Raw genomic sequence first — 23,974 nt, 5'->3', positions numbered from 1 at the left:
GCAGCGCCATCCATCCAAAGCGGATCGAGGAACCACGATGAACGCAGTAGCACGGAAGAAAGGTTTGGGCAGAGGGCTGGAGGCGTTGCTCGGCGGCAGCGCGGACTTCACGGAAGCCGTCAAGATCAACGGCGCGCCACACACATTGCCGCTCGAAAAGATGCAGGCCGGCAAGTACCAGCCGCGCACACGAATGGACGAGGGCGCGTTGCAGGAACTCGCGGCCAGCATTCGCGCGCAGGGCTTGATGCAGCCGATTCTGGTACGTCCGATCTCGCCGGAAAAATTCGAAATCATCGCGGGTGAGCGACGTTTTCGCGCCGCGCGCCTGGCCGGACTGGACGAGGTGCCTGTGCTGGTCCGCGATGTGCCCGATCAGGCTGCGGCCGCGATGGCGCTCATCGAGAACATCCAGCGCGAAGACCTGAATCCGCTGGAAGAGGCGCAAGGCATCCAGCGTCTGCTCGACGAATTTAACTTCACACACGAGCAGGCGGCCGAATCGGTGGGGCGTTCGCGTAGCGCAGTGTCGAACCTGCTGCGCCTGCTGAATCTCGCGTCGCCCGTTCAGACGATGCTGCTAGCCGGCGATCTCGACATGGGTCATGCGCGCGCATTGCTTGCCGTCGACGCCGCCACGCAGATCACGCTCGCGAATCAGGTGATTAACAAGCGGATGTCGGTGCGCGAAACCGAAAAATTGGTCACGACGACGACGAAGGCTGCACCCGCAGTCAAGGCCAAGGTGAATAACGACGGCGGCCGCGATACGCGCCGGCTCGAAGAGGAGTTGTCGGATCTGCTCGCCGCGACGGTTAAGATCAAGCTCGGCCGGCGCGGACGAGGGCAGGTGCTCGTCGACTTTGGCGACCTCGACGCACTCGAAGGCATTCTTGCCCGCTTGAGGGGCAGCGCAGCCGCTGCATAAAGACTAACCCGATGCGTGCTGCCGACCGAGCGCTGAAGCCTCGTCAAAATTTGTTTCGCGTGGTCATTCGCTATGTGGCGAAGGAGCCGGTGCTGACCGTGCTCGTCGTGGCATTGTTCGCGCTGCAGATACTCCATCCGCGTCCATTGGCGTCGCTCCCTGCGCTCGTCGACTGGCAAACGGTGATGACGCTCGCGGGGCTTCTGGTTTTGACGAAGGCGGTCGAATATTCAGGATTCCTGATGTGGCTCGCGCATCGCGTCGTTCATCGCATCCGTTCGCAGCGAGGGCTGGCGTATCTGCTGATCGCGCTCGCCGCCGCGCTGTCGACGTTGCTCACGAACGACGTCGCATTGTTCGTCGTCGTGCCGCTCGCGTTGTCGCTGAACGAGTTGACGCCGTTGCCGTTGAAGCGGCTCGTGATCTTCATTGCGATTGCGGTGAACGCCGGCTCGGTTCTCACGCCACTGGGCAATCCGCAGAATCTGTTTCTTTGGCAGACGAGCGGCGTCTCGTTCGCTGGATTTGTGCTGGCTTTGGCACCGCTGTGCGCGGCGCTGATGGTGATGCTGTATGCGCTGACGGCGATCGCGTTCAAGCATGTTGACCTGGATCTGTCGAAAGACACGGAACCGCATCCCGTCGATCGTCCGCTGCTCGGCGTTGCCGTGCTTCTGTTCGCCGCGTTTGTATTGCTCGCTGATGCGCATCGCGCTGGCATCGGACTGATCGGCGTGGGCGTTGGATTTATCTTCTGGCGGCCCCGAATCGTCATGAAGATCGACTGGCTTTTGCTGCTGATCTTCGTGTTCATGTTCATTGTCTTGAGAAGCGTCGCGGCATTGCCTTGGGTACATGCAGCCGTCGGACAAATGCATCTGACGACACCGCTGCGCGCCTATACCGCAAGCGCGGTGCTGTCGCAGTTCATCAGCAATGTCCCAGCCGCGATCATGTTGGCTGAGTTCTCGAAAGATTGGCGCGCATTGGCGTTCGGAGTCAGTGTCGGTGGCTTCGGATTTGCGATCGGTTCGTTGGCGAATCTGATTGCAATGAGGCTTTCAGGACAGCGCGGAATGTGGCTGCAATTCCACCTGTTTTCGGTCCCGTTTTGGGTCGTGGGCGGGGTGGTCGGCGGGTGGCTTCTGTTGCATTTTTGACACTTGTGCGAGCGACGAAAGTGCGCTCGCGACCTTGTGCTCGTAACACAATTCCGGCGGTATTTCCCCGTCTGTCGCGACCGCCTTACATTTGCAGTCCGACTGCATGAAAAGGGGCGTTTTCCCGCATCATGAAGCGCCATTTCATGCCGTTATTGGTCGGGCTAAAGTCTTGAATTGCCTGCAACTATCGCTTACAATCGCCCGGATTTATTTGCTAGGCAACCCCGTAAGCGGCGCGAAAGCTCGCTGGGCTGAACAGGACTTTGCGGAACACTGCGATGGCGGTCAAAGCGTCGAACCAAGCGCCGCAACAACGGCACGACGAACACCGCGAAGATCGCATCGGTTCGCAAACGTCCGGCGGTCAGAGCACAACGCATGACGACGCGTGGGATGCCGAGCAGCAAGATAACAATATCGTTCCGCTCACGCGGGCCGAGGCCGAAAAACTGTTCGGTCCGAACGTGAGTCGTCCATCGCGCGTCACACCGTTCAAGGTCGTGATTGCGCAAATGGTTTTGTCCCTGGGTGCGACGCTGTTGTGGTGGCTGTTCTACAAGCCGCCGGGCGATGCTGCGCTGTCAGCCTTCCTGGGAGGAGCGATTTGCTGGGTGCCGAGCGCATTGTTCGCGGCACGTCTTAAGAAGTTGAGTGGCGCCGAAACGGTGATGAGCTGGATGATCGGTGAAGCACTCAAGATGGGGACAACGATTGCGATGTTTATTGCCATCGCATTCTGGTATCACGATGTGCGGTGGATTCCGCTGCTCGTGACCTACCTCATTGCTCTCAAGACGTACTGGATCGCGCTGGCCTGGCGCTGAAGCAAGCAAGACACTGGCTGATGCACGGCGTCAGCAACGAGGCGCGCGGGTTCGACAAAGGCCCGCGCTGGCGTGTTCCCGCAAGACAGAATTGCGGCGGGAGCGGCCCGGAAAGATTTTCGACAATTTGGGTGCATTAACGATATGGCAGCTAGCGAAGGAACGCGCGCTCTGGATCCGTCCGAGTACATTGCGCACCACTTGCAGAATTTTTCCACCGCTCATCAGACGTCGATCTTCGATATCCACGTCTGGAATCTCGATACGCTTTTCTGGTCGATCGTATGCGGTGCCATCACTGTCCTGGTCCTGCGTCTGGCCGCGCGTAAGGCGACGTCTGGCGTTCCCGGCCGCTTCCAGTGCGCGATCGAAATGCTGGTTGAAATGGTGGAGGATCAATCGAAGTCGATGATCCACGGCAACCGCGCTTTCATCGCCCCCCTCGCGCTGACCGTGTTCGTCTGGGTCGCGCTGATGAACTCCCTCGACTTTCTTCCCGTCGACTTGCCGGGCCGCGTGATCGACCTGCTCGGTCTGTCGGGCGTCATCTCGCACCACCGCATCGTTCCGACGGCCGACCTCAACGGCACGATCGGCATTGCGCTCGGCGTGTTCGTGCTGATGATTTACTACAACTTCAAGATCAAGGGCGCCGGCGGCTTCGTGCACGAGTTGCTGTCCGCTCCGTTCGGCGCGCATCCGCTGCTGTGGATCCCGAACCTTGCACTCAACATCATCGAGTTCGTCGCGAAGACGGTTTCTCTCGGCATGCGGCTCTTCGGCAACATGTACGCGGGCGAGCTGTTGTTCCTGCTGATTGCCCTGCTTGGCAGCATCTGGAACTTCGGTGCGGACACGACGGTGCTTGGCTTCATCGGCCACGTGATCGCAGGCAGCGTATGGGCGATCTTCCACATCCTGATCGTTTTGCTGCAGGCGTTCATTTTCATGATGCTGACGCTGGTGTATATCGGCCAGGCACACGACACTCACTAACCGGCGCGTCGTAGAAAGAATCTAGCTTTAAGAATCGTAGTTTTTTAAATCCCAGTTCCAAAAAGACTTTTCACAAGGAGTGATCATGCAAGCTTTCATCGCCAACATCCAGGGTCTGACCGCCATCGGTATCGGCATCATCATCGGCCTGGGTGCAATCGGCGCCTGTATCGGTATCGGCCTGATGGGTGGCAAGTACATCGAGGCATGCGCTCGCCAGCCGGAACTGATGAACCCGCTGCAAACCAAGATGTTCCTGCTTGCTGGTCTGATCGATGCGGCGTTCCTGATTGGCGTTGGTGTGGCAATGCTGTTTGCGTTCGCGAACCCGCTGCTGTCGAAGCTGGCAGGCTGAGGTTCCTCGGAAGTGTGCGCCTGATCTATAACTGATAAGGCGCAAAGCGGAACGGGCACTAAGGCGCTGATCGAGCACTGAATCGATGAGCGCCTTGCCGTTTCCCCCTCCGATCAAGCAACGTTTAAGGAAACACCGTGAATCTCAACGCAACCCTGTTTGCGCAAATGGTCGTGTTCCTGATCCTCGCGTGGTTCACGATGAAGTTCGTGTGGCCGCCGCTGATCAACGCCCTCGACGAGCGCTCCAAAAAGATCGCCGATGGCCTGTCGGCCGCTGAAAAGGGCAAGTTGGAACTCGAAGCCGCGCACAAGCGCGTCGACCAGGAACTCGCTCAGGCTCGCAATGACGGCCAGCAACGTATCGCTGACGCCGAAAAGCGTGCAGTCGCGGTCGCCGACGAAATCAAGGCACAGGCGCAAGCTGAAGCAGCGCGCATCATCGCTCAGGCGAAAGCCGATGCGGAACAGCAGGTCGTAAAGGCGCGTGAAGCGCTGCGTGGTGAAGTCGCCGCGCTCGCCGTGAAGGGTGCCGAACAGATCCTGAAGCGCGAAGTCAACCAGGCGGCCCACGCCGACCTGCTGAATCAACTCAAAGCCGAGCTCTGATCATGGCCGAACTTGCAACCATCGCCCGTCCGTACGCAGAAGCGCTGTTTGGCGTGGCCGAAGCTGGTGACATCGCCGCCTGGTCCACGCTCGTGCAGGAGCTGGCACAGGTTGCGCGTCTGCCCGATGTGCTGTCGATTGCCTCGAGCCCGAAAATCAGCCGTGCGCAGATCAGCGATCTGCTGCTCGCCGCGCTGAAATCGCCGCTCAAGGACAATGCGCAGGCGAAGAATCTGGTCCAGATGCTGGTCGACAATCATCGTCTGCCGCTCTTGCCAGAAATCGCCACGCAGTTCGAAGAGTTGAAGAACGCCCGCGAAGGTGCGGCCGATGTGCTGATCGTCAGCGCATTCCCCCTCGAAGGTGCGCAGCTGGACGACGTCGTCGCGAGCCTCGAACGCAAATTCAAACGCAAGCTGAAGCCGACGGTTCAAGTGGACCCGTCGCTGATCGGCGGCGTTCGCGTGACGGTCGGCGACGAAGTGCTCGATACCTCGGTCCGCGCGCGGCTCGCCAGCATGCAGACGGCTCTGACCGCCTGAAGCCCTCACGTGGTTGTGGCGGCTGGCACGCAACAGAATTGACTATCAGGAGCGAATAATGCAACTCAATCCCTCTGAGATCAGCGAGCTGATCAAGAGCCGGATCCAGGGCCTTGAAGCGAGCGCAGACGTTCGCAACCAGGGCACCGTGATCTCCGTGACCGACGGTATCGTGCGTATCCACGGCCTGTCGGAAGTGATGCAGGGCGAAATGCTCGAATTCCCGGGCAACACGTTCGGTCTCGCGCTGAACCTCGAGCGCGACTCGGTCGGCGCGGTGATTCTGGGTGAATACGAACACATCTCGGAAGGCGACATCGTCAAGACGACGGGCCGCATTCTCGAAGTGCCGGTGGGTCCGGAGCTGATCGGCCGCGTGGTCGACGCACTGGGCAACCCGATCGACGGCAAGGGCCCGATCAACGCGAAGATGACCGACGCAATCGAAAAGATCGCTCCGGGCGTGATCTGGCGTAAGTCGGTGTCGCAGCCTGTGCAAACCGGTCTGAAGTCGATCGACTCGATGGTGCCGATCGGCCGTGGCCAGCGTGAGCTGATCATTGGCGACCGCCAGTGCGGCAAGACGGCTGTCGCTGTCGACTCGATCATCAACCAGAAGGGCAAGGACCTCATCTGTATCTACGTCGCGATCGGCCAGAAGGCTTCGTCGATCATGAACGTGGTTCGCAAGCTCGAAGAAACGGGCGCGATGGAATACACGATCGTCGTCGCCGCTTCGGCTTCGGAATCGGCCGCGATGCAATACCTGGCGCCGTACGCCGGTTGCACGATGGGCGAATATTTCCGCGACCGCGGCCAGGACGCACTGATCGTCTACGACGACTTGACCAAGCAGGCTTGGGCATACCGTCAGATCTCGCTGCTGCTGCGCCGTCCGCCGGGCCGTGAAGCTTACCCGGGCGACGTGTTCTATCTGCACTCGCGTCTGCTGGAGCGTGCTGCTCGCGTCTCGGAAGAGTACGTCGAGAAGTTCACGAACGGCGAAGTGAAGGGCAAGAGCGGCTCGCTGACGGCGCTGCCCGTCATCGAAACGCAAGCAGGCGACGTGACGGCATTCGTTCCGACGAACGTGATCTCGATTACCGACGGCCAGATCTTCCTGGAAACCGACCTCTTCAACGCAGGTATCCGTCCGGCTATTAACGCTGGCGTGTCGGTGTCGCGCGTCGGTGGTGCGGCTCAGACGAAGGTTGTGAAGAAGCTGTCGGGCGGTATCCGTACCGACCTCGCACAGTACCGTGAACTGGCTGCGTTCGCGCAGTTCGCATCAGACCTCGACGAAGCAACCCGCAAGCAGCTGGAGCGCGGCCGCCGCGTGACGGAACTGCTGAAGCAGCCGCAATACCAGCCGCTGCAAGTGTGGGAACTGTCGGTGTCGCTGTTCGCAGCGAACAACGGCTACCTCGACGATCTGGAAGTTTCGCAAGTGCTGCCTTTCGAAAAGGGCCTGCGCGAATTCCTGAAGTCGAAGCATGCTGACCTGGTCAAGCGCATCGAAGACAACAAGGACTTGTCGAAGGACGACGAGGGCGCGCTGCACGCGGCACTCAAGGACTTCAAGAAGTCAGGCGCTTATTGATCCGCGAGTGATCCGCAAGGCATAAACGGACCTTGAAGCAGCGCGCGGTGCATGTAAATGCGTCCGCGCTGCTTCGATCAAGGAGCAAGCAATGGCTGGAATGAAGGAAATTCGCGGCAAGATCAAGAGCGTGCAAAACACGCGCAAGATCACGAAAGCGATGGAGATGGTGGCCGCATCCAAGATGCGCCGCGCTCAGGAGCGCATGCGCTCTGCTCGCCCGTACGCCGACAAGGTCCGCGATATCGCTGCGCACATGAGCAGTGCGAGCCCGGAATATCGTCATCCGTTCATGACGACGAACGACGGTGCGAAATCGGTAGGCTTCATCCTTGTCACGACTGACAAGGGTCTGTGCGGCGGTATGAACACGAACGTGCTGCGCGCTTCGCTCCAGAAGTTCAAGGAGTTGGAAGGTCAGGGCAAGACGCTCGAAGCGACGGCAATCGGCGGCAAGGGTCTGGGTTTTCTGAACCGCCTGCGCGCAAAGGTCGTGTCGAACGTCGTGCAGCTGGGCGATACGCCGCACCTCGAAAAGCTGATCGGCGCTGTGAAGGTTCAGCTCGACATGTACTCGGAAGGCAAGCTCTCGGCCGTGTATCTCGCGTACACGCGCTTCGTCAACACGATGAAGCAGGAGCCCGTGATCGAGCAACTGCTGCCGCTGTCGGCGGAACAGTTCGAGCGCAAGGACGAGAAGGGTAGCCCGACGCCGAGTACGTCGTGGGACTACATCTACGAGCCGGACGCGCAAACCGTCGTCGACGAACTGCTGGTGCGTTATGTCGAAGCGCTGGTCTATCAGGCCGTCGCGGAAAATATGGCGTCGGAACAGTCGGCACGGATGGTCGCGATGAAGGCCGCTTCGGACAACGCGAAGACGGTCATCAACGAACTGCAGCTCTCGTACAACAAGAGCCGTCAGGCAGCGATCACGAAGGAACTGTCGGAAATCGTCGGTGGCGCCGCGGCAGTCTGACGCTGACGTCGACACGCGGGAGCGCCATCTGGCGAGTCCACCGAAACTGCGCCGTTGCGCGAGTGAAGAATTGAGTATCTAAAGGAAAAGCGATGAGTACTACTGCTTTGGTAGAAGGCAAGATCGTACAGTGCATCGGCGCGGTGATCGACGTGGAATTCCCGCGTGAACACATGCCGAAGGTTTACGACGCGCTCATTCTCGAAGGTTCGGAACTGACGCTCGAAGTCCAGCAGCAGCTGGGCGACGGCGTTGTCCGCACCATCTGTCTGGGTTCGTCGGATGGCCTGCGCCGCGGCGTCATGGTGAAGAACACCGCAAAGCCGATCAGCGTGCCCGTTGGCAAGCCGACGCTGGGCCGCATCATGGACGTGCTTGGCCGTCCGATCGACGAAGCGGGCCCGATCTCGAGCGAGACGACGCGTTCGATTCACCAGAAGGCGCCGGCGTTCGACGAACTGTCGCCGTCGACGGAACTGCTCGAAACGGGTATCAAGGTTATCGACCTGATCTGCCCGTTCGCGAAGGGCGGCAAGGTGGGCCTGTTCGGCGGTGCTGGCGTGGGCAAGACCGTCAACATGATGGAGCTCATCAACAACATCGCGAAGGAGCACGGCGGTTACTCCGTGTTCGCGGGCGTGGGCGAGCGTACCCGTGAAGGGAACGACTTCTATCACGAAATGAAGGACTCGAACGTTCTCGACAAGGTCGCGCTGGTGTACGGCCAGATGAACGAGCCGCCGGGCAACCGTCTGCGCGTTGCGCTGACGGGCCTGACGATGGCCGAGCACTTCCGTGACGAAGGTCTCGACGTGCTGTTCTTCGTCGACAACATCTACCGTTTCACGCTGGCCGGTACGGAAGTGTCGGCACTGTTGGGCCGTATGCCGTCGGCAGTGGGCTATCAGCCGACGCTGGCTGAAGAAATGGGCAAGCTGCAAGAGCGTATTACGTCGACCAAGACGGGCTCGATCACGTCGGTTCAGGCCGTGTACGTCCCTGCTGACGACTTGACGGACCCGTCGCCGGCAACGACCTTCGGCCACCTGGACGCAACCGTCGTTCTGTCGCGTGACATCGCTTCGCTGGGTATCTACCCGGCCGTGGACCCGCTCGATTCGACCTCGCGTCAGATCGACCCGCACGTGATCGGCGAAGAGCACTACAACATCACGCGTGGTGTTCAGCAGACGCTGCAGCGCTACAAGGAACTGCGCGACATTATCGCGATTCTGGGCATGGACGAACTGTCGCCGGAAGACAAGCTGTCGGTCGCGCGCGCTCGTAAGATCCAGCGTTTCCTGTCGCAGCCGTTCCACGTGGCCGAAGTGTTCACGGGCTCGCCGGGCAAGTACGTGCCGCTGAAGGAAACGATCCGTGGCTTCAAGATGATCGTCGACGGCGAGTGCGATCACCTGCCGGAGCAGGCGTTCTACATGGTCGGCACGATCGACGAAGCCTTCGAAAAGGCCAAGAAGATCCAGTAAAGGCTGGGTGTATCGAAGCGGGCGCCGGCTCGCGCGCGGTGGCCGTCGCAAGACGGCCGGCGCAAGCCAGGCGCCTCGTCCTACGCTCAACCAGCGTTGCATGGGACGAGAGTAAGCGCTGAAGCGCTAACACTCGTCGACAGGAGTCGACATAAATGGCAACCATCAAGGTAGACGTCGTCAGCGCGGAAGAGGAAATCTTCTCGGGCCAGGCGAAGTTCGTTGCGCTCCCGGGCGAAGCGGGCGAGCTCGGAATTCTGCCGGGCCACACGCCGCTCATCACGCGGATTCGTCCGGGTGCGGTGCGTATCGAAGCTGAAAACGGCGAAGAAGAGTTTGTATTCGTCGCTGGCGGTATTCTCGAAGTCCAACCGGGCGCAGTGACGGTTCTGGCCGACACGGCGATCCGCGGCAAGGATCTCGACGAGGCGAAGGCCGAGCAGGCACGCAAGCGCGCGGAAGAAGCGCTGCAGAACACCGGCTCGAACCTCGAATACGCGACTGCGCAAGCAGAACTCGCGTACGCGACAGCACAGCTGGCCGCGATCCAGCGTCTGCGCAAGCTGCGCGGGCAGCACTAAGCAGCATCGTTCGAAAGGCAGCCCTCGTGGCTGCTTTTTTTGTCTTCTACTTGACGTTTACGGAAAGGTCAGCAAAATCATACCGGCACGCCCAAGCAGTTAGAAAGTTGCGGGTAAGACTTGATGCCGGTCGCCTCATGACCGGGGCACAATCGGTCGCAAACTCATCTCAATACAGCGATTCACCTCTGGAGACATCACCATGGCAACGCAAGCTGCAGGAGAGGGCGCAATCATCGAGCCGAAGGACGGGCTGTCATACGTGCGCGGTTCGACGGACGTGCCGCTCAGCGAATCGACGGTCGGTCAGTTTCTCGTCGATACCGCCCGACGCTTCCCCGAACGTCCCGCCGTGGTGTTTCGCGAGCAGCAGATTCGCTGGAATTGGACCGAGTTTCTACAGGAAGTCGACACGTTGGCGGCGGGCTTACTGGACCTCGGCATCGAGAAGGGCGATCGCGTCGGCATCTGGTCGCCGAACCGCATCGAGTGGCTGATGACGCAGTTCGCAACGGCGCGGATCGGTGCCGTTCTCGTCAACATCAACCCGGCTTATCGTCTTGCAGAGCTGGAATATGCGCTGAACAAGGTCGGCTGCAAAGCCATTATTTCGGCCGAAAAGTTCAAGTCGTCGATGTACCTGCAGATGCTTCAGGAACTGGCGCCCGAACTGGCGACTGCTACCCCCGGAGACCTCCACGCCGCGCGCCTTCCGGACCTGCGCATCGTGATCCGCATGTGCGATGCGGAGACCCCGGGAATGCTGACATTTTCGGATCTGATCGAGCGTGGCCGAATCGCGTACGATCCCGCGAAACTCGACGCGATCGGCACAACGCTCGACGCCAACGACCCGATCAACATTCAGTTCACGAGCGGAACGACGGGAAATCCGAAGGGCGCGACGTTGACGCACCGGAACGTCGTAAACAATGCGCGCTATATCGCAATGGCAATGCGGCTGACCGAGCAGGACTCGCTGTGCATTCCGGTGCCGCTTTATCACTGCTTCGGCATGGTGCTGGCGGTGTTGGCCTGCGTGTCGGTGGGGGCCGCGATGGTCTTCCCTGGCGAGGCGTTCGAGCCAGGAGCGACGCTGGCCGCCGTCGCCGAGGAAAAATGCACGGCGCTCCATGGCGTGCCGACGATGTTTATCGCCGAACTCGACCACCCCGACTTCGCGACCTTCGATCTGTCGCGGCTGCGTACCGGCATCATGGCCGGCTCGCCGTGCCCGATCGAGACGATGAAACGTGTCGTGTCGCAAATGCACCTCGCTGAGATCACGATCGCTTATGGGATGACTGAGACGAGTCCGGTGTCATTCCAAAGCTCGACGACCGATCCGCTGGACAAACGGACTACGACGGTCGGTCGCATTCAGCCGCACCTCGAAGTGAAAGTAGTCGATGCGCTCGGCAACATCGTGCCTGTTGGCGAAACGGGAGAACTGTGTACCCGCGGCTATTCAGTGATGAAAGGCTACTGGGGCGATGAAGCGAAAACGCGCGAAAGCGTCGTCGACGGCTGGATGCACACCGGCGACCTCGCGACGATCGATGCAGAGGGATACTGCAATATCGTCGGCCGTCTGAAGGACATGCTGATTCGTGGCGGCGAGAACATCTATCCGCGAGAGATCGAGGAATTTCTTTTCAGGCACCCGAAGATTCAGAGCGCCCAGGTGTTTGGCGTGCCCGATGCGAAGTACGGCGAAGAGGTGTGCGCATGGATTGTCCTGCGCGCCGGCGAGCATCTCACGGCAGAGGAAGTGCAGGAATTCTGCCGCGGTCAGATCGCTCACTACAAGATTCCGAAATACATCCGTTTCGTCGATGAACTGCCGATGACCGTCACGGGCAAGGTCCAGAAGTTCGTGATGCGCGAGCGGATGATCAGCGAACTTCATCTGAAGGAAGACAAGACAGCCTGACGGCGCATCGCGCCATTGGGGACGAACATTCGACGCCGTGTGCAAACCACGCGGCGTTTTGCTTTTGAGGGGAGATGCCGGTTCGCACTCAGACGGACGGGCGCAAACGTTTGGCGAGATAAAAAAAAAGCGGGCCTGGAGCCCGCTAAAAACCACACGCTACGGGGTTAGCGCGAGGAGACCATAGGAGGAACCGACCACCGGCGCAATCCGCGCCGATTACGACTCCAGCAGAGATGCCCCTGGTGAGAGAGCTTCGGCGCTTACGCCGACCAGCCGTCGAGTTGTCCGAAGACACTACTCGGCCGCATCCGTGCTGAACCCGTGAAAGGCATTGTGGGCGAATTACCTGGCTCGCGCGGTAACAAAGTGTTTCAGGTTGTAACGCCCGTCAGATAAGGCGCAGCGGGATTTATTGCGATAGCAAAGCAATTTTTCCGCAATTATTACCGATATCTTTGAGTCCACTTTGCGCCGCTTTGGCTGTCGTTCGGATGTATATGTTGCATTGCGTCATCGCTGCGAGCCCGCCGATGCGCTGCGTGACATGCGAGTACGGAAGTGCGGACCCGTTTCTTCATACCGATCCGCACCGCACTTGTTTGAAACTGATGTTCGTCTGCGTCACCGCATATTGCCGCATCGCGGAATTAACCGACTGTCCGCTCGGACTTGTCGTAGCCAGCCGAACTGCAAACACTGCGCATAACGGACAGAGGCCGCCTCTCGCCTCGACAGGTAAGTACGACTACCCCGGCCGTCATAAACTCGGCGTGCTTTGGCTTACTTCAGCCACTTATCCGAAATGGCCTGATACTCGCCACTGGCACGCGCGAGATGCAGCCACTGATCGACGTATTGCTGGAACACAACGTCGCCGCGGGGCACCATCCAGGCCTTTTCCCCATACTGGAACGGCTTGTCCGGATGCACGGAACACAGCCCGGGGTTGAGCTTCTGTTGCAGGAGCGTTTCGGACGCATCCGTTACCATCACGTCGGCCTTGCCCGCGAGGATCTGCTTGAAGATCGTCACGTTATCCGGATACACGGTCAGATTCGCGTGCTGGAAGAACTGACGCGCGAAGCGCTCGTTCGTGCCGCCCGGATTGAAGATCACCCGCGTGGACTGTTGATCGATCTGCGCGACCGTCTGGTACTTGCTGACGTCGTCGCAGCGCACGATAGGCGTCTTGCCGTCTACCTGGTAAGCCTCCGTAAAGAACGCGCGCTTCTGCCGGTCCAGCGTGGTCGATACGCCGCCCACGGCCACGTCGCACTTCGCGACGAAGTCGTTCATCAGATTCGACCACGACGTCTTCACGAATTCCGCCTTTACGCCGAGCGATTTGGCGAGCGATTCGGTCATGTCGATGTCGATGCCTTCGAACTGCCCGTCCTGCTTGTAGAACGAGTACGGCTTGTAATCGCCCGTGGTGCAGGCCCGCAGCGTGCCCCGTGCCGTGATTTCGTCGAGGCGCGACGTTGAAGTTGCGGGAGCGGATGCGGCACTTTGCGCATGGGCCGCGCCGGCGCAGCACAGTGCAGCGGCGAGAAGCAGGGTGACTTTCTTCATTGAATCTCCTCTATCGTTGTTTATTGTGGATCAACGGAACGGATAATAGCCCGCGTAACTATCTGTGACCATCGGCACGAAGGCATAGGACAAACAGCAATTGCGGGGATTACGCAGGTCGCCGCCGACGCTCAACGGTTAAAATGCCGCTTTGCCTTCAGTTGCAAGCGACGTGGCCCACAATCTCCTCAACGACACCTTCCTGCGCGCGCTGCTCCGTCAGCCGACCGACTACACGCCGATCTGGTTGATGCGCCAGGCAGGGCGGTATTTGCCGGAATACAACGCGACGCGCAGCCGCGCAGGCAGTTTCCTCGGCCTCGCGAAGAATCCCGACTACGCGACGGAAGTCACGTTGCAGCCGCTCGACCGCTATCCGCTGGACGCGGCGATTCTTTTCTCCGATATCCTCACCATCCCCGACGCGATGGGCCTCGGTCTCGATTTTCAGGTCGGCGAGGGGCCGAAATTCGCACGCCCCGTGCGCACCGAGGACGACGTCGCGCGCCTCGCGGTGCCGGATATCGACAGCACGCTGCGCTACGTCACCGATGCCGTGCGTCAGATCCGCACCGCGCTCACCGACGCGCAAGGCCGTCAGCGCGTGCCGTTGATCGGCTTTTCGGGCAGTCCGTGGACACTCGCGTGCTACATGGTCGAAGGCGGTGGCTCGGACGACTTCAGAACCGTCAAGTCGATGCTCTATGCCCGCCCGGATCTGATGCACCGCATCCTGGACATCAACGCGAAGGCAGTGGCCGCCTATCTGAACGCGCAGATCGAAGCGGGCGCGCAAGCCGTGATGATCTTCGATACGTGGGGCGGCGCGCTCGCCGACGGCGTTTATCAGCGCTTCTCGCTGCACTATATTCAGCAGGCGGTGAGTCAGTTGAAGCGCGAGCACGGCGGCAACCGCGTGCCCGTGATCACGTTCACCAAAGGCGGCGGCCTGTGGCTCGAAGAAATCGCTGCGACGGGTGTCGATGCCGTTGGACTCGACTGGACGGTCAATCTGGGCAAGGCGCGAGAGCGTGTCGGTGGCAAGGTCGCGCTACAGGGCAACATCGATCCCTCCGTGCTCTTCGCCCCGCCATCGACGATTCGCATCGAGGCGCGCGCAGTCCTCGACAGTTTCGGCAACCACCCCGGTCACGTCTTCAATCTGGGACACGGCATTTCGCAGTTCACGCCGCCGGAAAACGTCGCTGAACTGGTCGACGAAGTGCATCGGCACAGCCGCGCGATTCGTGCCGCGGGTGGCAACCAGCCGGCATAAGGCCGGTTCATCGCAATGTGACCGTTTTGTTGCGACGCAGCGACGCCGGCTCTCGGCCGAAGGGGAAATTAGCGTTCCATAGACCGCCCAATGGCGCTCTCGACGTTGTCAAGACTTGACTTATGCACATTTGTCACGTTGCGCCGCAGTAGAGGGATTGATTGTCGCGCCGGGCTCGAAATAACCAGGGTTTTTTGGCCAATCCCTTGAGTGATAAGGCTTTGCGAATCTTAAGACAAATGTGCGGTATCCCACAGAGAGGCCCGCGTGGCGCGGTCTTCGGCGCATTCGGACCGAGTTCTCAACAAAGTTATCCACAGGCGGGGCGGCCGGGGCGCAATTGTCGATGCAAATTCAAAGCTTAGCGCCGAAATTGAAGTTTTACTTTAAGTATGGCCTTAGTACCTGTCAGCCTGTGAATAACATTTCCAGCGCCCGGTGGCCATGCGGATCGACGATCTGACGCGCACCTATGTCCGCGTCGCGCTCGATCACCCGCTACCGACGCTCTTCGACTACCGCTGCGACGCCGCGCTATTGCCGGCGCCGGGGATGCTCGTCAGCGTGCCGTTCGGAAAGCGCCACGTGGTGGGGCTCATCGCCGAAGTGACCGCTCACAGCGAAGTGCCGCCCGATCGTCTGAAGTCCGTGGCCGGCGTGTGCGCCGCGTGTCCCCCGCTTTCCGGACACTGGCTGCAACTCGCGCAGTTCGCCGCCGATTACTACCAGCGCGGTATCGGCGAAGTCGCGTTGCCGGCGCTGCCTCAGGCATTGCGTGACGCGGCGCGCTGGGCGCGGCTGCTGGCGCCCGAAGAGCACTACCGTTTGCTGCCCGCTGGCCGCGCCGCGTTGCCGGACGCGCTGCCCGCCCGCGCGAGCGCGCTGCGCCGTCTTGCGGCTGCGTTGGCGGCAGTGGAGTCGCTGCCTGCCGCCGATGCCCGCGCGCTGCATCCAAAGGCCATCGCGACGCTCGAAGCGTGGCAAGCCGAAGGCTGGGTCGCGCTCGACGTAATCGATTCCGCCGCACCGCTTCGTTCACAGCATCACGCTGCGCAGAACTCAACGCTGCCGACGCTCACCGACGAACAAACGGCCGCCTTCGAAGCCATCCGCGACGCGCAAGGCTTCGCGCCATTTCTGCTGCACGGCGTGACGGGTAGCGGCAAGACGGAGGTGTACTTGCGCGCGCTGGCGGCGCTGCTGGCGGCGAATCCGCAGGCACAGGCGCTCGTGCTCGTGCCGGAGATCAACCTCACGCCGCAGTTCGAAGCAGCGTTCCGCGCGCGCTTTGCGTCGATGGACGATACCGCGATCATCACCTTGCACAGCGGCCTGGCCGAAGGCGAGCGCGCCCGCAACTGGTTCGCCGCGCACACAGGGCGCGCGCGCATCGTGCTCGGCACGCGGCTCGCGGTGCTGGCATCGCTGCCGCATCTGTCGATCATCGTCGTCGACGAGGAGCACGACCCCGCGTACAAGCAGCAGGAAGGCTTGCGCTATTCGGCGCGCGATCTCGCCGTCTGGCGCGCGAAACAGCTTGGCGTGCCCGTCGTGCTGGGATCGGCGACGCCGTCGCTGGAAAGCTGGTGGCAGGTCGAGCAGGGGCGCTACAAGCGACTGACCTTATCGCGCCGCGCTGTCGCCGATGCAGCCTTGCCGAGCGTCCGGCTCATCGACCTCGAGGACGAACGGCGGCGCGGACGCGCATCCGTCGAAGGGCTATCCGGCCCGCTGATCGCGGCGCTGAAAACGCGGCTCGAACGCGGCGAGCAAAGCCTCGTGTTCCTGAACCGTCGCGGCTACGCGCCGCAGCTCGCGTGCGACGCTTGCGGCTGGGTCGCGGGCTGTCCGCGCTGCAGCGCCTACGTCGTGCTGCACAAGCCCGAACGCGCGCTGCGCTGTCACCACTGCGGCTGGGAATCGCGTATTCCTCGCTCGTGCCCGGAATGCGGGAACGTCGATATCGCGCCGCTCGGGCGCGGCACGCAGCGCGTCGAGGAAGCGCTGGCGAGCGCCGTTCCGGGCGCGCGCGTGCTGCGCATCGACGCCGACAGCACGCGTCGCAAAGGCAGCGCCCAGGCGCTTTTCTCCGATGTTCATGCCGGCGAGATCGATATCCTGGTTGGCACGCAGATGATCGCGAAAGGGCACGATTTCCGGCGCGTGTCGCTGGTCGGCGTGCTGAACGCCGACACCGCGCTCTTCTCGCACGATTTCCGCGCGAGCGAACGGCTTTTCGCGCAGCTGATGCAGGTGAGCGGCCGCGCGGGCCGCGCCGGCCTGCCGGGCGAAGTGCTCGTGCAGACGCGCTATGCGCGGCACGCGCTGTATCACGCGCTGGCTTGCCACGATTACATCGGCTTCGCCAATTCGACGCTTGCCGAGCGCCGCGACGCGCATCTGCCGCCATTCGTCTATCAGGCGATGCTGCGCGCCGAGGGCCGCACGCTGGACGCCTCGCTCACCTTCCTGCAACAGGCTGCGGGGGCGCTCGCCGACATTCCCGCCGCCGCCCGCGTGACCGTCTACGACGCCGTGCCGCTCACCATTGTCAAGGTGATGCATGTGCATCGCGCGCAACTGCTGGTCGAAAGCGCATCGCGCGCGGCGCTGCAGGCGACGTTGCGTGCATGGCAGCCTGCGCTGCGCACGATCAAGGGCGTGCTGCGCTGGAGCATCGAAGTCGATCCTCTCGACATCTAGTCGCGCACTCGCCGCACGCTTCTTGCACGCATCTGCCTGCAAATCCCTTCAAGTCATATCGATAGAGCAAAAGGTCGTTTCGTTTCGCGTTTTCGCTCGACTATATTTCGCCGGATCGGCGCATGTTTCATAACAATCGATAACGCCTTCGCGCCACAACCTCTTCTACCGGGGCAATGCAATGAGCGATACGAAACGCACCTTGCCGGCAGGCGCGCAGCCATCGCAACCCGCACGCACAGTGCGCGGCGGCGGACTCTTCTCGACGGAGGACTGGTGGGCCGTGTGGGTCGGCCTGCTGGTGATCGTCGTCGCGTGGGCGCTGTTCGCGTCGGGCAGCAGCATCAAATGGCTTGCGACGGCGCCCGCGAAATGGTCCGACGTCGGCGCGGCCGGGAAAGACTTCGCGAAGCATCTGCCGAACTATGTCGCGCTGTTCATCGTGTTTGCCGCGCTGTTCGGCGTGAGCCTCTCCGCGCTCAAGCAACGGGTCGCACACTTTTTGCCGTCGTTCGCGATTCTGTTTATCGCGTCGATCCTGATTTTTGAAGTGGGCGCGTGGGCCCATGCATCGAAGTACAACCTCGAGCCGCCGCTCGTCGCGCTCGCGTTGGGACTGCTGATTTCGAACGTATTCCGGCTCCCTGAATGGTTCTCAGCGGGATTGCGCGTCGAGTTTTACATCAAGGTGGGCATCGTGCTGCTCGGCGCGACGCTGCCGTTCACGCTGCTCGTCTGGGCGGGCCCCGTCGCCGTCGGACAGGCGACGATCGTCTCGCTCGTCACGTTCTTCGTGATTTTCTTCGCCGCCAAGGCGTTCGGATTGGACAAGCGCTTCGCCGCAGTGCTTGGCGTCGGCGGCGCGGTGTGCGGCGTATCCGCGTCGATCGCGATTGCGGGCGCAGTGCGCGCGAAGCGCGAACATGCGTCGGTAGCGATCACACTCGTGATCCTGTGGGCGATCGTGATGATCTTCGTGTTGCCGTTCGTGTCGCGCTCGCTCGGTCTATCGACGGCCGTTGCGGGCGCATGGATCGGCACCTCCGAATTTGCGGACGCTGCGGGCATCGCCGCCGCGCAAGCCTACGGCGACTTCGCGAAGCACACGGGCAGCGCGATTGCGGGCGCACCGGAGGCGTCGCTTCAGGCGTTCACGTTGATGAAGGTGGTGGGCCGCGACATCTGGATCGGCATCTGGGCCTTCCTGCTGGCGATCGTCGCGACGACGCGCTGGGAATCCGATGAAAACGGCGTTGCGACGAAAGCCGATGCGCGCGAGATCTGGGCGCGCTTTCCGAAGTTCGTGATCGGCTTCGTGATTGCGTCGGCACTCGTCACGTGGATCGCGAGCCATTACTCGCTCGCCGACTATCGCAAGGTGGTCACGCCGGAGTTCGTCGCGCCGATTACCGCGTTGCGCACATGGGCGTTTATCTTCTGCTTCTTCAGCATCGGGCTGGCGACACGCATCCGGTCGCTGGCGGCGACGGGCGTGAAGCCGTTTATCGCGTTCACCGTCGGCGTGGCTGTCAATATCGCCATCGGCTACGCGCTGTCCGCGCACGTGTTCGCACCGTATTGGAATAGCTTGGGACAGGGCTCGTGAGCGCACCCGCGGTTCTCGACGACAACATCGGCGCGCAGCCCGACGCGCGTCGGTCTTGCTGCGCGGACTGCCGGTTCCGCGCCGACGATCGGCATTCACTTGAGCAGAGCATTCCGGGCCTCGCTGTATTCAGTTCGGGATTCAGCGCGAGCGTTGCCGACAGCCGGTTGTGCGTCGTGCACGATCGGCTCGTCGCGCCTCGCGACAGTTGCTGCCGGTTCTCGCCCCGGCACTGCTGACCCATCGGGCGCGACAACGCACCGTCAGTCAAAGGCGCGCCCGCGTCGTACGTGCATCAACGCTTGAAAGACGCGCTCGGCCCTCAGACCCGAAAAGACTCCGGCTGCTTCGCATCGCGCTCGTCGTCTTTCACTTCGACGGGCTGCAATTCGTTACGCGAAGAGCCCGTGGCGCCACGGATGAACAGCACCATGCACGACGCGAACATCATCCAGATTCCCGTTACCACGATCCACTTTTCCATTCCGGCCACCCCGTTTTAGCGAGACTGCGAACCCCGTACCGTGCATCGCTGCGCATTTCATGACCGGTATAACGGCGCGATTCCGCTTTCGATAAGGGGGCGTCGAGATAAAACCCATCCAGGGAAAACACCGAGCGCAACCGCGTGCATCGGAACGGTGCACTTAGACTGCAAACCCTTGTGCAGCAAGGCTTGCCGAAGGGTGCAACCGATTCATCGAACTGGTTGCACCTTTTTATTGAGAGGGGTACGATTCGCCCAACTTTTTAGTCTTTGGCCGGCGTCCGTCCGGCAATGAAGAAGGAAACATGGCGAGCACCACCCTTGGCGTCAAGGTCGACGACCTTTTGCGTACCCGGCTGAAAGATGCCGCCGCGCGTCTCGAACGCACTCCGCACTGGCTGATCAAGCAGGCGATCTTCGCTTACCTCGAGAAGATCGAGCACGGTCAACTGCCTGCCGAACTGTCGGGCCATCACGGCGCAACCGAGCTGGCCGACGGCGCCGCCGTCGATTCCGACGAGAGCGACGCAACGCATCCGTTCCTCGAATTCGCGCAGAGCGTGCAGCCGCAATCTGTGTTGCGCGCGGCGATCACGGCGGCTTACCGTCGTCCCGAGCCGGAGTGCGTGCCGTTCCTGATCGGCCAGGCGCGTCTGCCCGCGAACATCGCGAGCGACGTGCAGGCGATGGCGAGCAAGCTCGTCGAAGCGCTGCGAGGCAAGCGTTCGGGCGGCGGCGTCGAAGGGCTGATTCACGAGTTTTCGCTGTCGAGCCAGGAAGGCGTCGCGCTGATGTGTCTCGCCGAAGCGCTGCTGCGCATTCCCGACCGCGCGACCCGTGACGCGCTGATCCGCGACAAGATCAGCAAGGGCGACTGGCGCTCGCACGTCGGCCATGCGCCGTCGCTGTTCGTGAACGCCGCGACGTGGGGCCTGATGATCACCGGCAAGCTGGTGACGACGAATAGCGAAACGGGTCTGTCGTCGGCGTTGACGCGCATGATCGGCAAGGGCGGCGAGCCGCTGATCCGCAAGGGCGTCGACATGGCGATGCGCCTGATGGGCGAGCAGTTCGTCACGGGCGAGAACATCTCCGAAGCGCTCGCGAACAGCCGCAAGTTCGAGGCGCGCGGCTTCCGCTACTCGTACGACATGCTCGGCGAAGCCGCGACGACGGAAGCCGACGCGCAGCGCTACTACGCGTCATACGAGCAGGCGATCCATGCGATCGGCAAGGCTGCGGGCGGCCGTGGCATCTACGAAGGCCCGGGCATTTCGATCAAGCTGTCGGCGCTGCATGCGCGCTACTCGCGTTCGCAGCAGGAACGCACGATGAGCGAGTTGCTGCCGCGCGTGCGCGCGCTCGCGATCCTCGCGCGCCGCTACGACATCGGCCTGAACATCGACGCGGAAGAAGCAGACCGTCTGGAGATTTCGCTCGATCTGCTCGAAGCGCTGTGCTTCGATCCCGAACTGCAAGGCTGGAACGGTATCGGCTTCGTCGTGCAGGCGTATCAGAAGCGCTGCCCGTTCGTGATCGACTACATCGTCGATCTGGCGCGCCGCAGCCGTCACCGCATCATGGTGCGCCTCGTGAAGGGCGCGTACTGGGATACGGAAATCAAGCGCGCACAAGTGGATGGACTCGAAGGCTATCCCGTGTACACGCGCAAGATCTACACGGACGTGTCGTACCTCGCGTGCGCAAAGAAGCTGCTCGGCGCACCCGATGCCGTCTATCCGCAGTTCGCGACGCACAATGCGCACACGCTGTCGGCGATCTATCACCTCGCGGGCGGCAACTACTATCCCGGCCAGTACGAGTTCCAGTGTCTGCACGGCATGGGCGAGCCGCTTTACGAAGAAGTCACGGGCCGCGACAAGCTGAACCGTCCGTGCCGTGTGTATGCACCCGTCGGCACGCACGAAACGCTGCTCGCGTATCTCGTGCGCCGTCTGCTGGAGAACGGCGCGAACACGTCGTTCGTGAACCGTATCGCTGACGAAAGCGTGCCCATCAAGGACCTCGTCGCCGATCCTATTGAAGAAGCATCGAAGATCATGCCGCTCGGCGCACCGCACGCGAAGATTCCGCTGCCGCGCAATCTGTATGGCGCCGAGCGCAGCAATTCGATGGGCCTCGACCTGTCGAACGAGCATCGTCTCGCGTCGCTGTCGTCGGCGTTGCTGGCAAGCGCGAATCATCCGTGGCGCGCTGCGCCGATGCTCGAAGACAACGAGATTGCCGTCGGCAATGCACGCGACGTGCGCAATCCGTCGGATCATCGCGACATCGTCGGCACCGTCGTCGAAGCGACGCCGGAACATGTGGGCGCCGCGCTCGCGCATGCAGTCGCCGCTGCGCCGATCTGGCAGGCGACGCCCGTCGAAGCGCGCGCCGATTGTCTCGCGCGTGCCGCCGATCTGCTCGAAGCGCAGATGCACACGCTGATGGGCCTCGTCGTGCGCGAAGCGGGCAAGTCGCTGCCGAACGCCGTCGCTGAAATCCGCGAAGCAATCGACTTCCTGCGCTACTACTCGGCGCAGATTCGCGACGAGTTCTCGAACGACACGCATCGTCCGCTCGGTCCCGTCGTGTGTATCAGCCCGTGGAACTTCCCGCTGGCGATCTTCATGGGCCAGGTGGCTGCCGCGCTCGCAGCGGGCAACACGGTGCTCGCGAAGCCCGCTGAGCAGACGCCGCTGATCGCCGCGCAAGCCGTGCGCATTCTGCGCGAAGCGGGCGTGCCCGCAGGCGCGGTGCAACTGCTGCCGGGCGATGGCGAAACGGTCGGCGCTGCGCTGGTCGCCGATGCCCGTACGCGTGCCGTGATGTTCACGGGTTCGACGGAAGTCGCACGCCTCATCAACAAGACGCTGTCGAACCGGCTCGACCCCGAAGGCAAGCCGATTCCGCTGATCGCCGAAACGGGCGGCCAGAACGCGATGATCGTCGATTCGTCGGCGCTCGCGGAACAGGTCGTCGCGGACGTGCTGCAATCGTCGTTCGATTCGGCCGGTCAACGTTGTTCGGCGCTGCGCGTTCTCTGCCTGCAGGACGACGTCGCGGACCGCACGCTCGAAATGCTGACGGGCGCGATGAAGGAACTCGCCGTCGGCAATCCGGACCGTCTGTCGATCGACGTCGGTCCCGTGATCGACGCGGAAGCGAAGCGCGGTATCGACGCGCACATCGCGGCGATGCGCGAGAAGGGCCGCAAGGTCACGCAGCTGCCGACACCGGACGCCTGCGCAGCCGGTACGTTCGTGCCGCCGACGCTGATCGAACTCGACAGCATCGACGAACTGAAGCGCGAAGTGTTCGGTCCGGTGCTGCATGTCGTGCGTTATCGCCGCAGCGCGCTCGACAAGCTGCTCGAACAGATCCGCACGACGGGTTACGGACTGACCCTCGGCATCCACACGCGTATCGACGAAACGATCGCGCATGTGATCAGCCGCGCGCACGTGGGCAACATCTACGTGAACCGCAACGTGATCGGCGCGGTCGTCGGCGTGCAGCCGTTCGGCGGCGAAGGGTTGTCGGGCACGGGGCCGAAAGCGGGCGGCGCGCTCTATCTGCAACGTCTGCTCGCGACGCGTCCGGCGGGCTTGCCGAAGTCGCTTGCGCAGACGCTGATGGTCGATGCCTCGCAAGGCGCGCTGAATGGTGCATCGAGCGGCGCATCGAATGGTGCAGCCGGCGGCGCGACAAGCGATAATCCTGCCGCTGCGCTGACGGCGCTGCGCGACTGGCTGATCGCGGAACGCGAGCCGGTGCTGGCCGCGCGCTGCGACGGCTACCTCGCGCACATCCCGGCGGGCGCGACGGCCGTGCTGTCCGGTCCGACGGGCGAGCGCAACACGTACACGCTCGGCGCGCGCGGCACGGTGCTGTGCGTTGCGTCGACGGCAAGCGGTGCACGCGTGCAGTTCGCGGCCGCACTCGCGACGGGCAACAAGGCGCTGTTCGAAGGCGCGGCGGGCGAGCAGCTGTATGCCGCGCTGCCCGCCACGCTGAAGCAGTATGCGAGCGTGAAGAAGAGCGCGGAAGCATCGTTCGATGCCGTGCTCTTCGAAGGCGACAGCGACGAACTGCTGACGCTCGTGAAGGATGTCGCGAAGCGCGCGGGGCCGATCGTTTCGGTGCAGGGCGTTGCGGCGCGCGCGCTGGAGAGCGGCGATGAGGATTACGCACTCGAACGTCTGTTGACGGAACGTTCGGTCAGCGTGAATACGGCAGCAGCAGGCGGTAATGCGAATTTGATGACGATCGGCTGAGCGAACCTCGCTTGATTGATTCAAAAAAATGGCGCGAGACGGCGACCCCGA

General features: G+C 62.0%; 18 protein-coding genes. 16 read left to right on the top strand and 2 right to left on the bottom strand.

All coding sequences use genetic code 11. The features are described from left to right. The first annotated feature begins 37 nt into the window (after positions 1-37). From BMW76_RS26540 to BMW76_RS26485, 12 genes are all read left to right on the top strand, one after another. The gene (locus BMW76_RS26540; protein ID WP_090870625.1) at positions 38-928 is read left to right on the top strand and encodes a ParB/RepB/Spo0J family partition protein; all 891 of its coding nucleotides are present in this window, start codon (positions 38-40) and stop codon (positions 926-928) included. Positions 929-939: 11 nt separating this feature from the next. After that, entirely contained in the window at positions 940-2,088 is a 1,149-nt protein-coding gene (locus tag BMW76_RS26535; protein WP_090870623.1) for an SLC13 family permease, read from the top strand. Between the two features lie 281 nt (positions 2,089-2,369). After that, positions 2,370-2,915: an ATP synthase subunit I gene (locus BMW76_RS26530; protein ID WP_090870621.1), complete on the top strand. Its 546-nt coding sequence runs from the start codon at positions 2,370-2,372 to the stop codon at positions 2,913-2,915. A gap of 144 nt (positions 2,916-3,059) precedes the next feature. Continuing rightward, positions 3,060-3,911: a F0F1 ATP synthase subunit A gene (gene atpB, locus BMW76_RS26525; RefSeq protein WP_090870619.1), complete on the top strand. Its 852-nt coding sequence runs from the start codon at positions 3,060-3,062 to the stop codon at positions 3,909-3,911. A gap of 85 nt (positions 3,912-3,996) precedes the next feature. Further along, positions 3,997-4,266 carry a F0F1 ATP synthase subunit C gene (gene atpE / locus BMW76_RS26520; RefSeq protein WP_007180033.1) on the top strand — a complete coding sequence of 90 codons (270 nt, stop codon included), beginning with the start codon at positions 3,997-3,999 and terminating at the stop codon, positions 4,264-4,266. Between the two features lie 137 nt (positions 4,267-4,403). Then, entirely contained in the window at positions 4,404-4,874 is a 471-nt protein-coding gene (locus tag BMW76_RS26515) for a F0F1 ATP synthase subunit B (protein WP_087738543.1), read from the top strand. Between the two features lie 2 nt (positions 4,875-4,876). Then, positions 4,877-5,416, top strand: coding sequence for a F0F1 ATP synthase subunit delta (locus tag BMW76_RS26510; RefSeq protein ID WP_090870616.1), 540 nt, complete (start codon positions 4,877-4,879; stop codon positions 5,414-5,416). 58 nt (positions 5,417-5,474) lie between these two features. Next, positions 5,475-7,016, top strand: coding sequence for a F0F1 ATP synthase subunit alpha (gene atpA, locus BMW76_RS26505; RefSeq protein WP_090870614.1), 1,542 nt, complete (start codon positions 5,475-5,477; stop codon positions 7,014-7,016). A gap of 91 nt (positions 7,017-7,107) precedes the next feature. After that, positions 7,108-7,995, top strand: coding sequence for a F0F1 ATP synthase subunit gamma (gene atpG / locus BMW76_RS26500; RefSeq protein WP_090870612.1), 888 nt, complete (start codon positions 7,108-7,110; stop codon positions 7,993-7,995). Between the two features lie 92 nt (positions 7,996-8,087). Then, on the top strand, positions 8,088-9,482 hold the full coding sequence (gene atpD, locus BMW76_RS26495) for a F0F1 ATP synthase subunit beta (RefSeq protein ID WP_090870610.1): 1,395 nt from the start codon (positions 8,088-8,090) through the stop codon (positions 9,480-9,482). Positions 9,483-9,637: 155 nt separating this feature from the next. Then, positions 9,638-10,063, top strand: coding sequence for a F0F1 ATP synthase subunit epsilon (locus tag BMW76_RS26490; RefSeq protein WP_075155344.1), 426 nt, complete (start codon positions 9,638-9,640; stop codon positions 10,061-10,063). A 202-nt stretch (positions 10,064-10,265) separates the two neighbouring features. Continuing rightward, entirely contained in the window at positions 10,266-11,996 is a 1,731-nt protein-coding gene (locus tag BMW76_RS26485) for an AMP-binding protein (protein ID WP_090870608.1), read from the top strand. Between the two features lie 783 nt (positions 11,997-12,779). Here BMW76_RS26485 and BMW76_RS26480 read toward each other — a convergent pair. Beyond that, positions 12,780-13,571: a transporter substrate-binding domain-containing protein gene (locus tag BMW76_RS26480; RefSeq protein WP_090870606.1), complete on the bottom strand. Its 792-nt coding sequence runs from the start codon at positions 13,569-13,571 to the stop codon at positions 12,780-12,782. 172 nt (positions 13,572-13,743) lie between these two features. Between BMW76_RS26480 and hemE the strand changes: the two genes are divergently transcribed. The 3 genes from hemE to BMW76_RS26465 all read left to right on the top strand — a co-directional run bounded on the left by hemE (position 13,744) and on the right by BMW76_RS26465 (position 19,156). After that, complete coding sequence (gene hemE / locus BMW76_RS26475; RefSeq protein ID WP_090870604.1) at positions 13,744-14,847, top strand: uroporphyrinogen decarboxylase; 1,104 nt, start codon at positions 13,744-13,746, stop codon at positions 14,845-14,847. Positions 14,848-15,291: 444 nt separating this feature from the next. Further along, a complete protein-coding gene (locus BMW76_RS26470) occupies positions 15,292-17,550 on the top strand; it encodes a primosomal protein N' (RefSeq protein WP_090870602.1) in 2,259 nt (752 codons plus the stop codon). A gap of 181 nt (positions 17,551-17,731) precedes the next feature. Continuing rightward, positions 17,732-19,156, top strand: coding sequence for a YeiH family protein (locus BMW76_RS26465; RefSeq protein WP_090870601.1), 1,425 nt, complete (start codon positions 17,732-17,734; stop codon positions 19,154-19,156). A 322-nt stretch (positions 19,157-19,478) separates the two neighbouring features. Here BMW76_RS26465 and BMW76_RS41305 read toward each other — a convergent pair whose 3' ends face one another. Then, positions 19,479-19,640 carry a hypothetical protein gene (locus BMW76_RS41305; RefSeq protein WP_177200504.1) on the bottom strand — a complete coding sequence of 54 codons (162 nt, stop codon included), beginning with the start codon at positions 19,638-19,640 and terminating at the stop codon, positions 19,479-19,481. Between the two features lie 308 nt (positions 19,641-19,948). Between BMW76_RS41305 and putA the strand changes: the two genes are divergently transcribed. After that, a complete protein-coding gene (putA, locus tag BMW76_RS26455; protein ID WP_090870598.1) occupies positions 19,949-23,923 on the top strand; it encodes a trifunctional transcriptional regulator/proline dehydrogenase/L-glutamate gamma-semialdehyde dehydrogenase in 3,975 nt (1,324 codons plus the stop codon). Positions 23,924-23,974: the final 51 nt, after the last annotated feature.

The sequence above is a fragment of the Paraburkholderia diazotrophica genome, assembly GCF_900108945.1.
Classification (GTDB): domain Bacteria; phylum Pseudomonadota; class Gammaproteobacteria; order Burkholderiales; family Burkholderiaceae; genus Paraburkholderia; species Paraburkholderia diazotrophica.
This window is presented reverse-complemented; position numbering and strand designations above follow the sequence as displayed.

Coding starts and splice junctions, on each gene's coding strand:
- atpB (WP_090870619.1), top strand. CDS start 3,060: ATGGCAGCTAGCGAAGGAACGCGCGCTCTGGATCCGTCCGAGTACATT.
- BMW76_RS26530 (WP_090870621.1), top strand. CDS start 2,370: ATGGCGGTCAAAGCGTCGAACCAAGCGCCGCAACAACGGCACGACGAA.
- BMW76_RS26535 (WP_090870623.1), top strand. CDS start 940: ATGCGTGCTGCCGACCGAGCGCTGAAGCCTCGTCAAAATTTGTTTCGC.
- atpG (WP_090870612.1), top strand. CDS start 7,108: ATGGCTGGAATGAAGGAAATTCGCGGCAAGATCAAGAGCGTGCAAAAC.
- BMW76_RS41305 (WP_177200504.1), bottom strand. CDS start 19,640: ATGGAAAAGTGGATCGTGGTAACGGGAATCTGGATGATGTTCGCGTCG.
- atpD (WP_090870610.1), top strand. CDS start 8,088: ATGAGTACTACTGCTTTGGTAGAAGGCAAGATCGTACAGTGCATCGGC.
- BMW76_RS26465 (WP_090870601.1), top strand. CDS start 17,732: ATGAGCGATACGAAACGCACCTTGCCGGCAGGCGCGCAGCCATCGCAA.
- BMW76_RS26510 (WP_090870616.1), top strand. CDS start 4,877: ATGGCCGAACTTGCAACCATCGCCCGTCCGTACGCAGAAGCGCTGTTT.
- atpE (WP_007180033.1), top strand. CDS start 3,997: ATGCAAGCTTTCATCGCCAACATCCAGGGTCTGACCGCCATCGGTATC.
- BMW76_RS26485 (WP_090870608.1), top strand. CDS start 10,266: ATGGCAACGCAAGCTGCAGGAGAGGGCGCAATCATCGAGCCGAAGGAC.
- putA (WP_090870598.1), top strand. CDS start 19,949: ATGGCGAGCACCACCCTTGGCGTCAAGGTCGACGACCTTTTGCGTACC.
- BMW76_RS26480 (WP_090870606.1), bottom strand. CDS start 13,571: ATGAAGAAAGTCACCCTGCTTCTCGCCGCTGCACTGTGCTGCGCCGGC.
- BMW76_RS26470 (WP_090870602.1), top strand. CDS start 15,292: ATGCGGATCGACGATCTGACGCGCACCTATGTCCGCGTCGCGCTCGAT.
- atpA (WP_090870614.1), top strand. CDS start 5,475: ATGCAACTCAATCCCTCTGAGATCAGCGAGCTGATCAAGAGCCGGATC.
- BMW76_RS26540 (WP_090870625.1), top strand. CDS start 38: ATGAACGCAGTAGCACGGAAGAAAGGTTTGGGCAGAGGGCTGGAGGCG.
- BMW76_RS26490 (WP_075155344.1), top strand. CDS start 9,638: ATGGCAACCATCAAGGTAGACGTCGTCAGCGCGGAAGAGGAAATCTTC.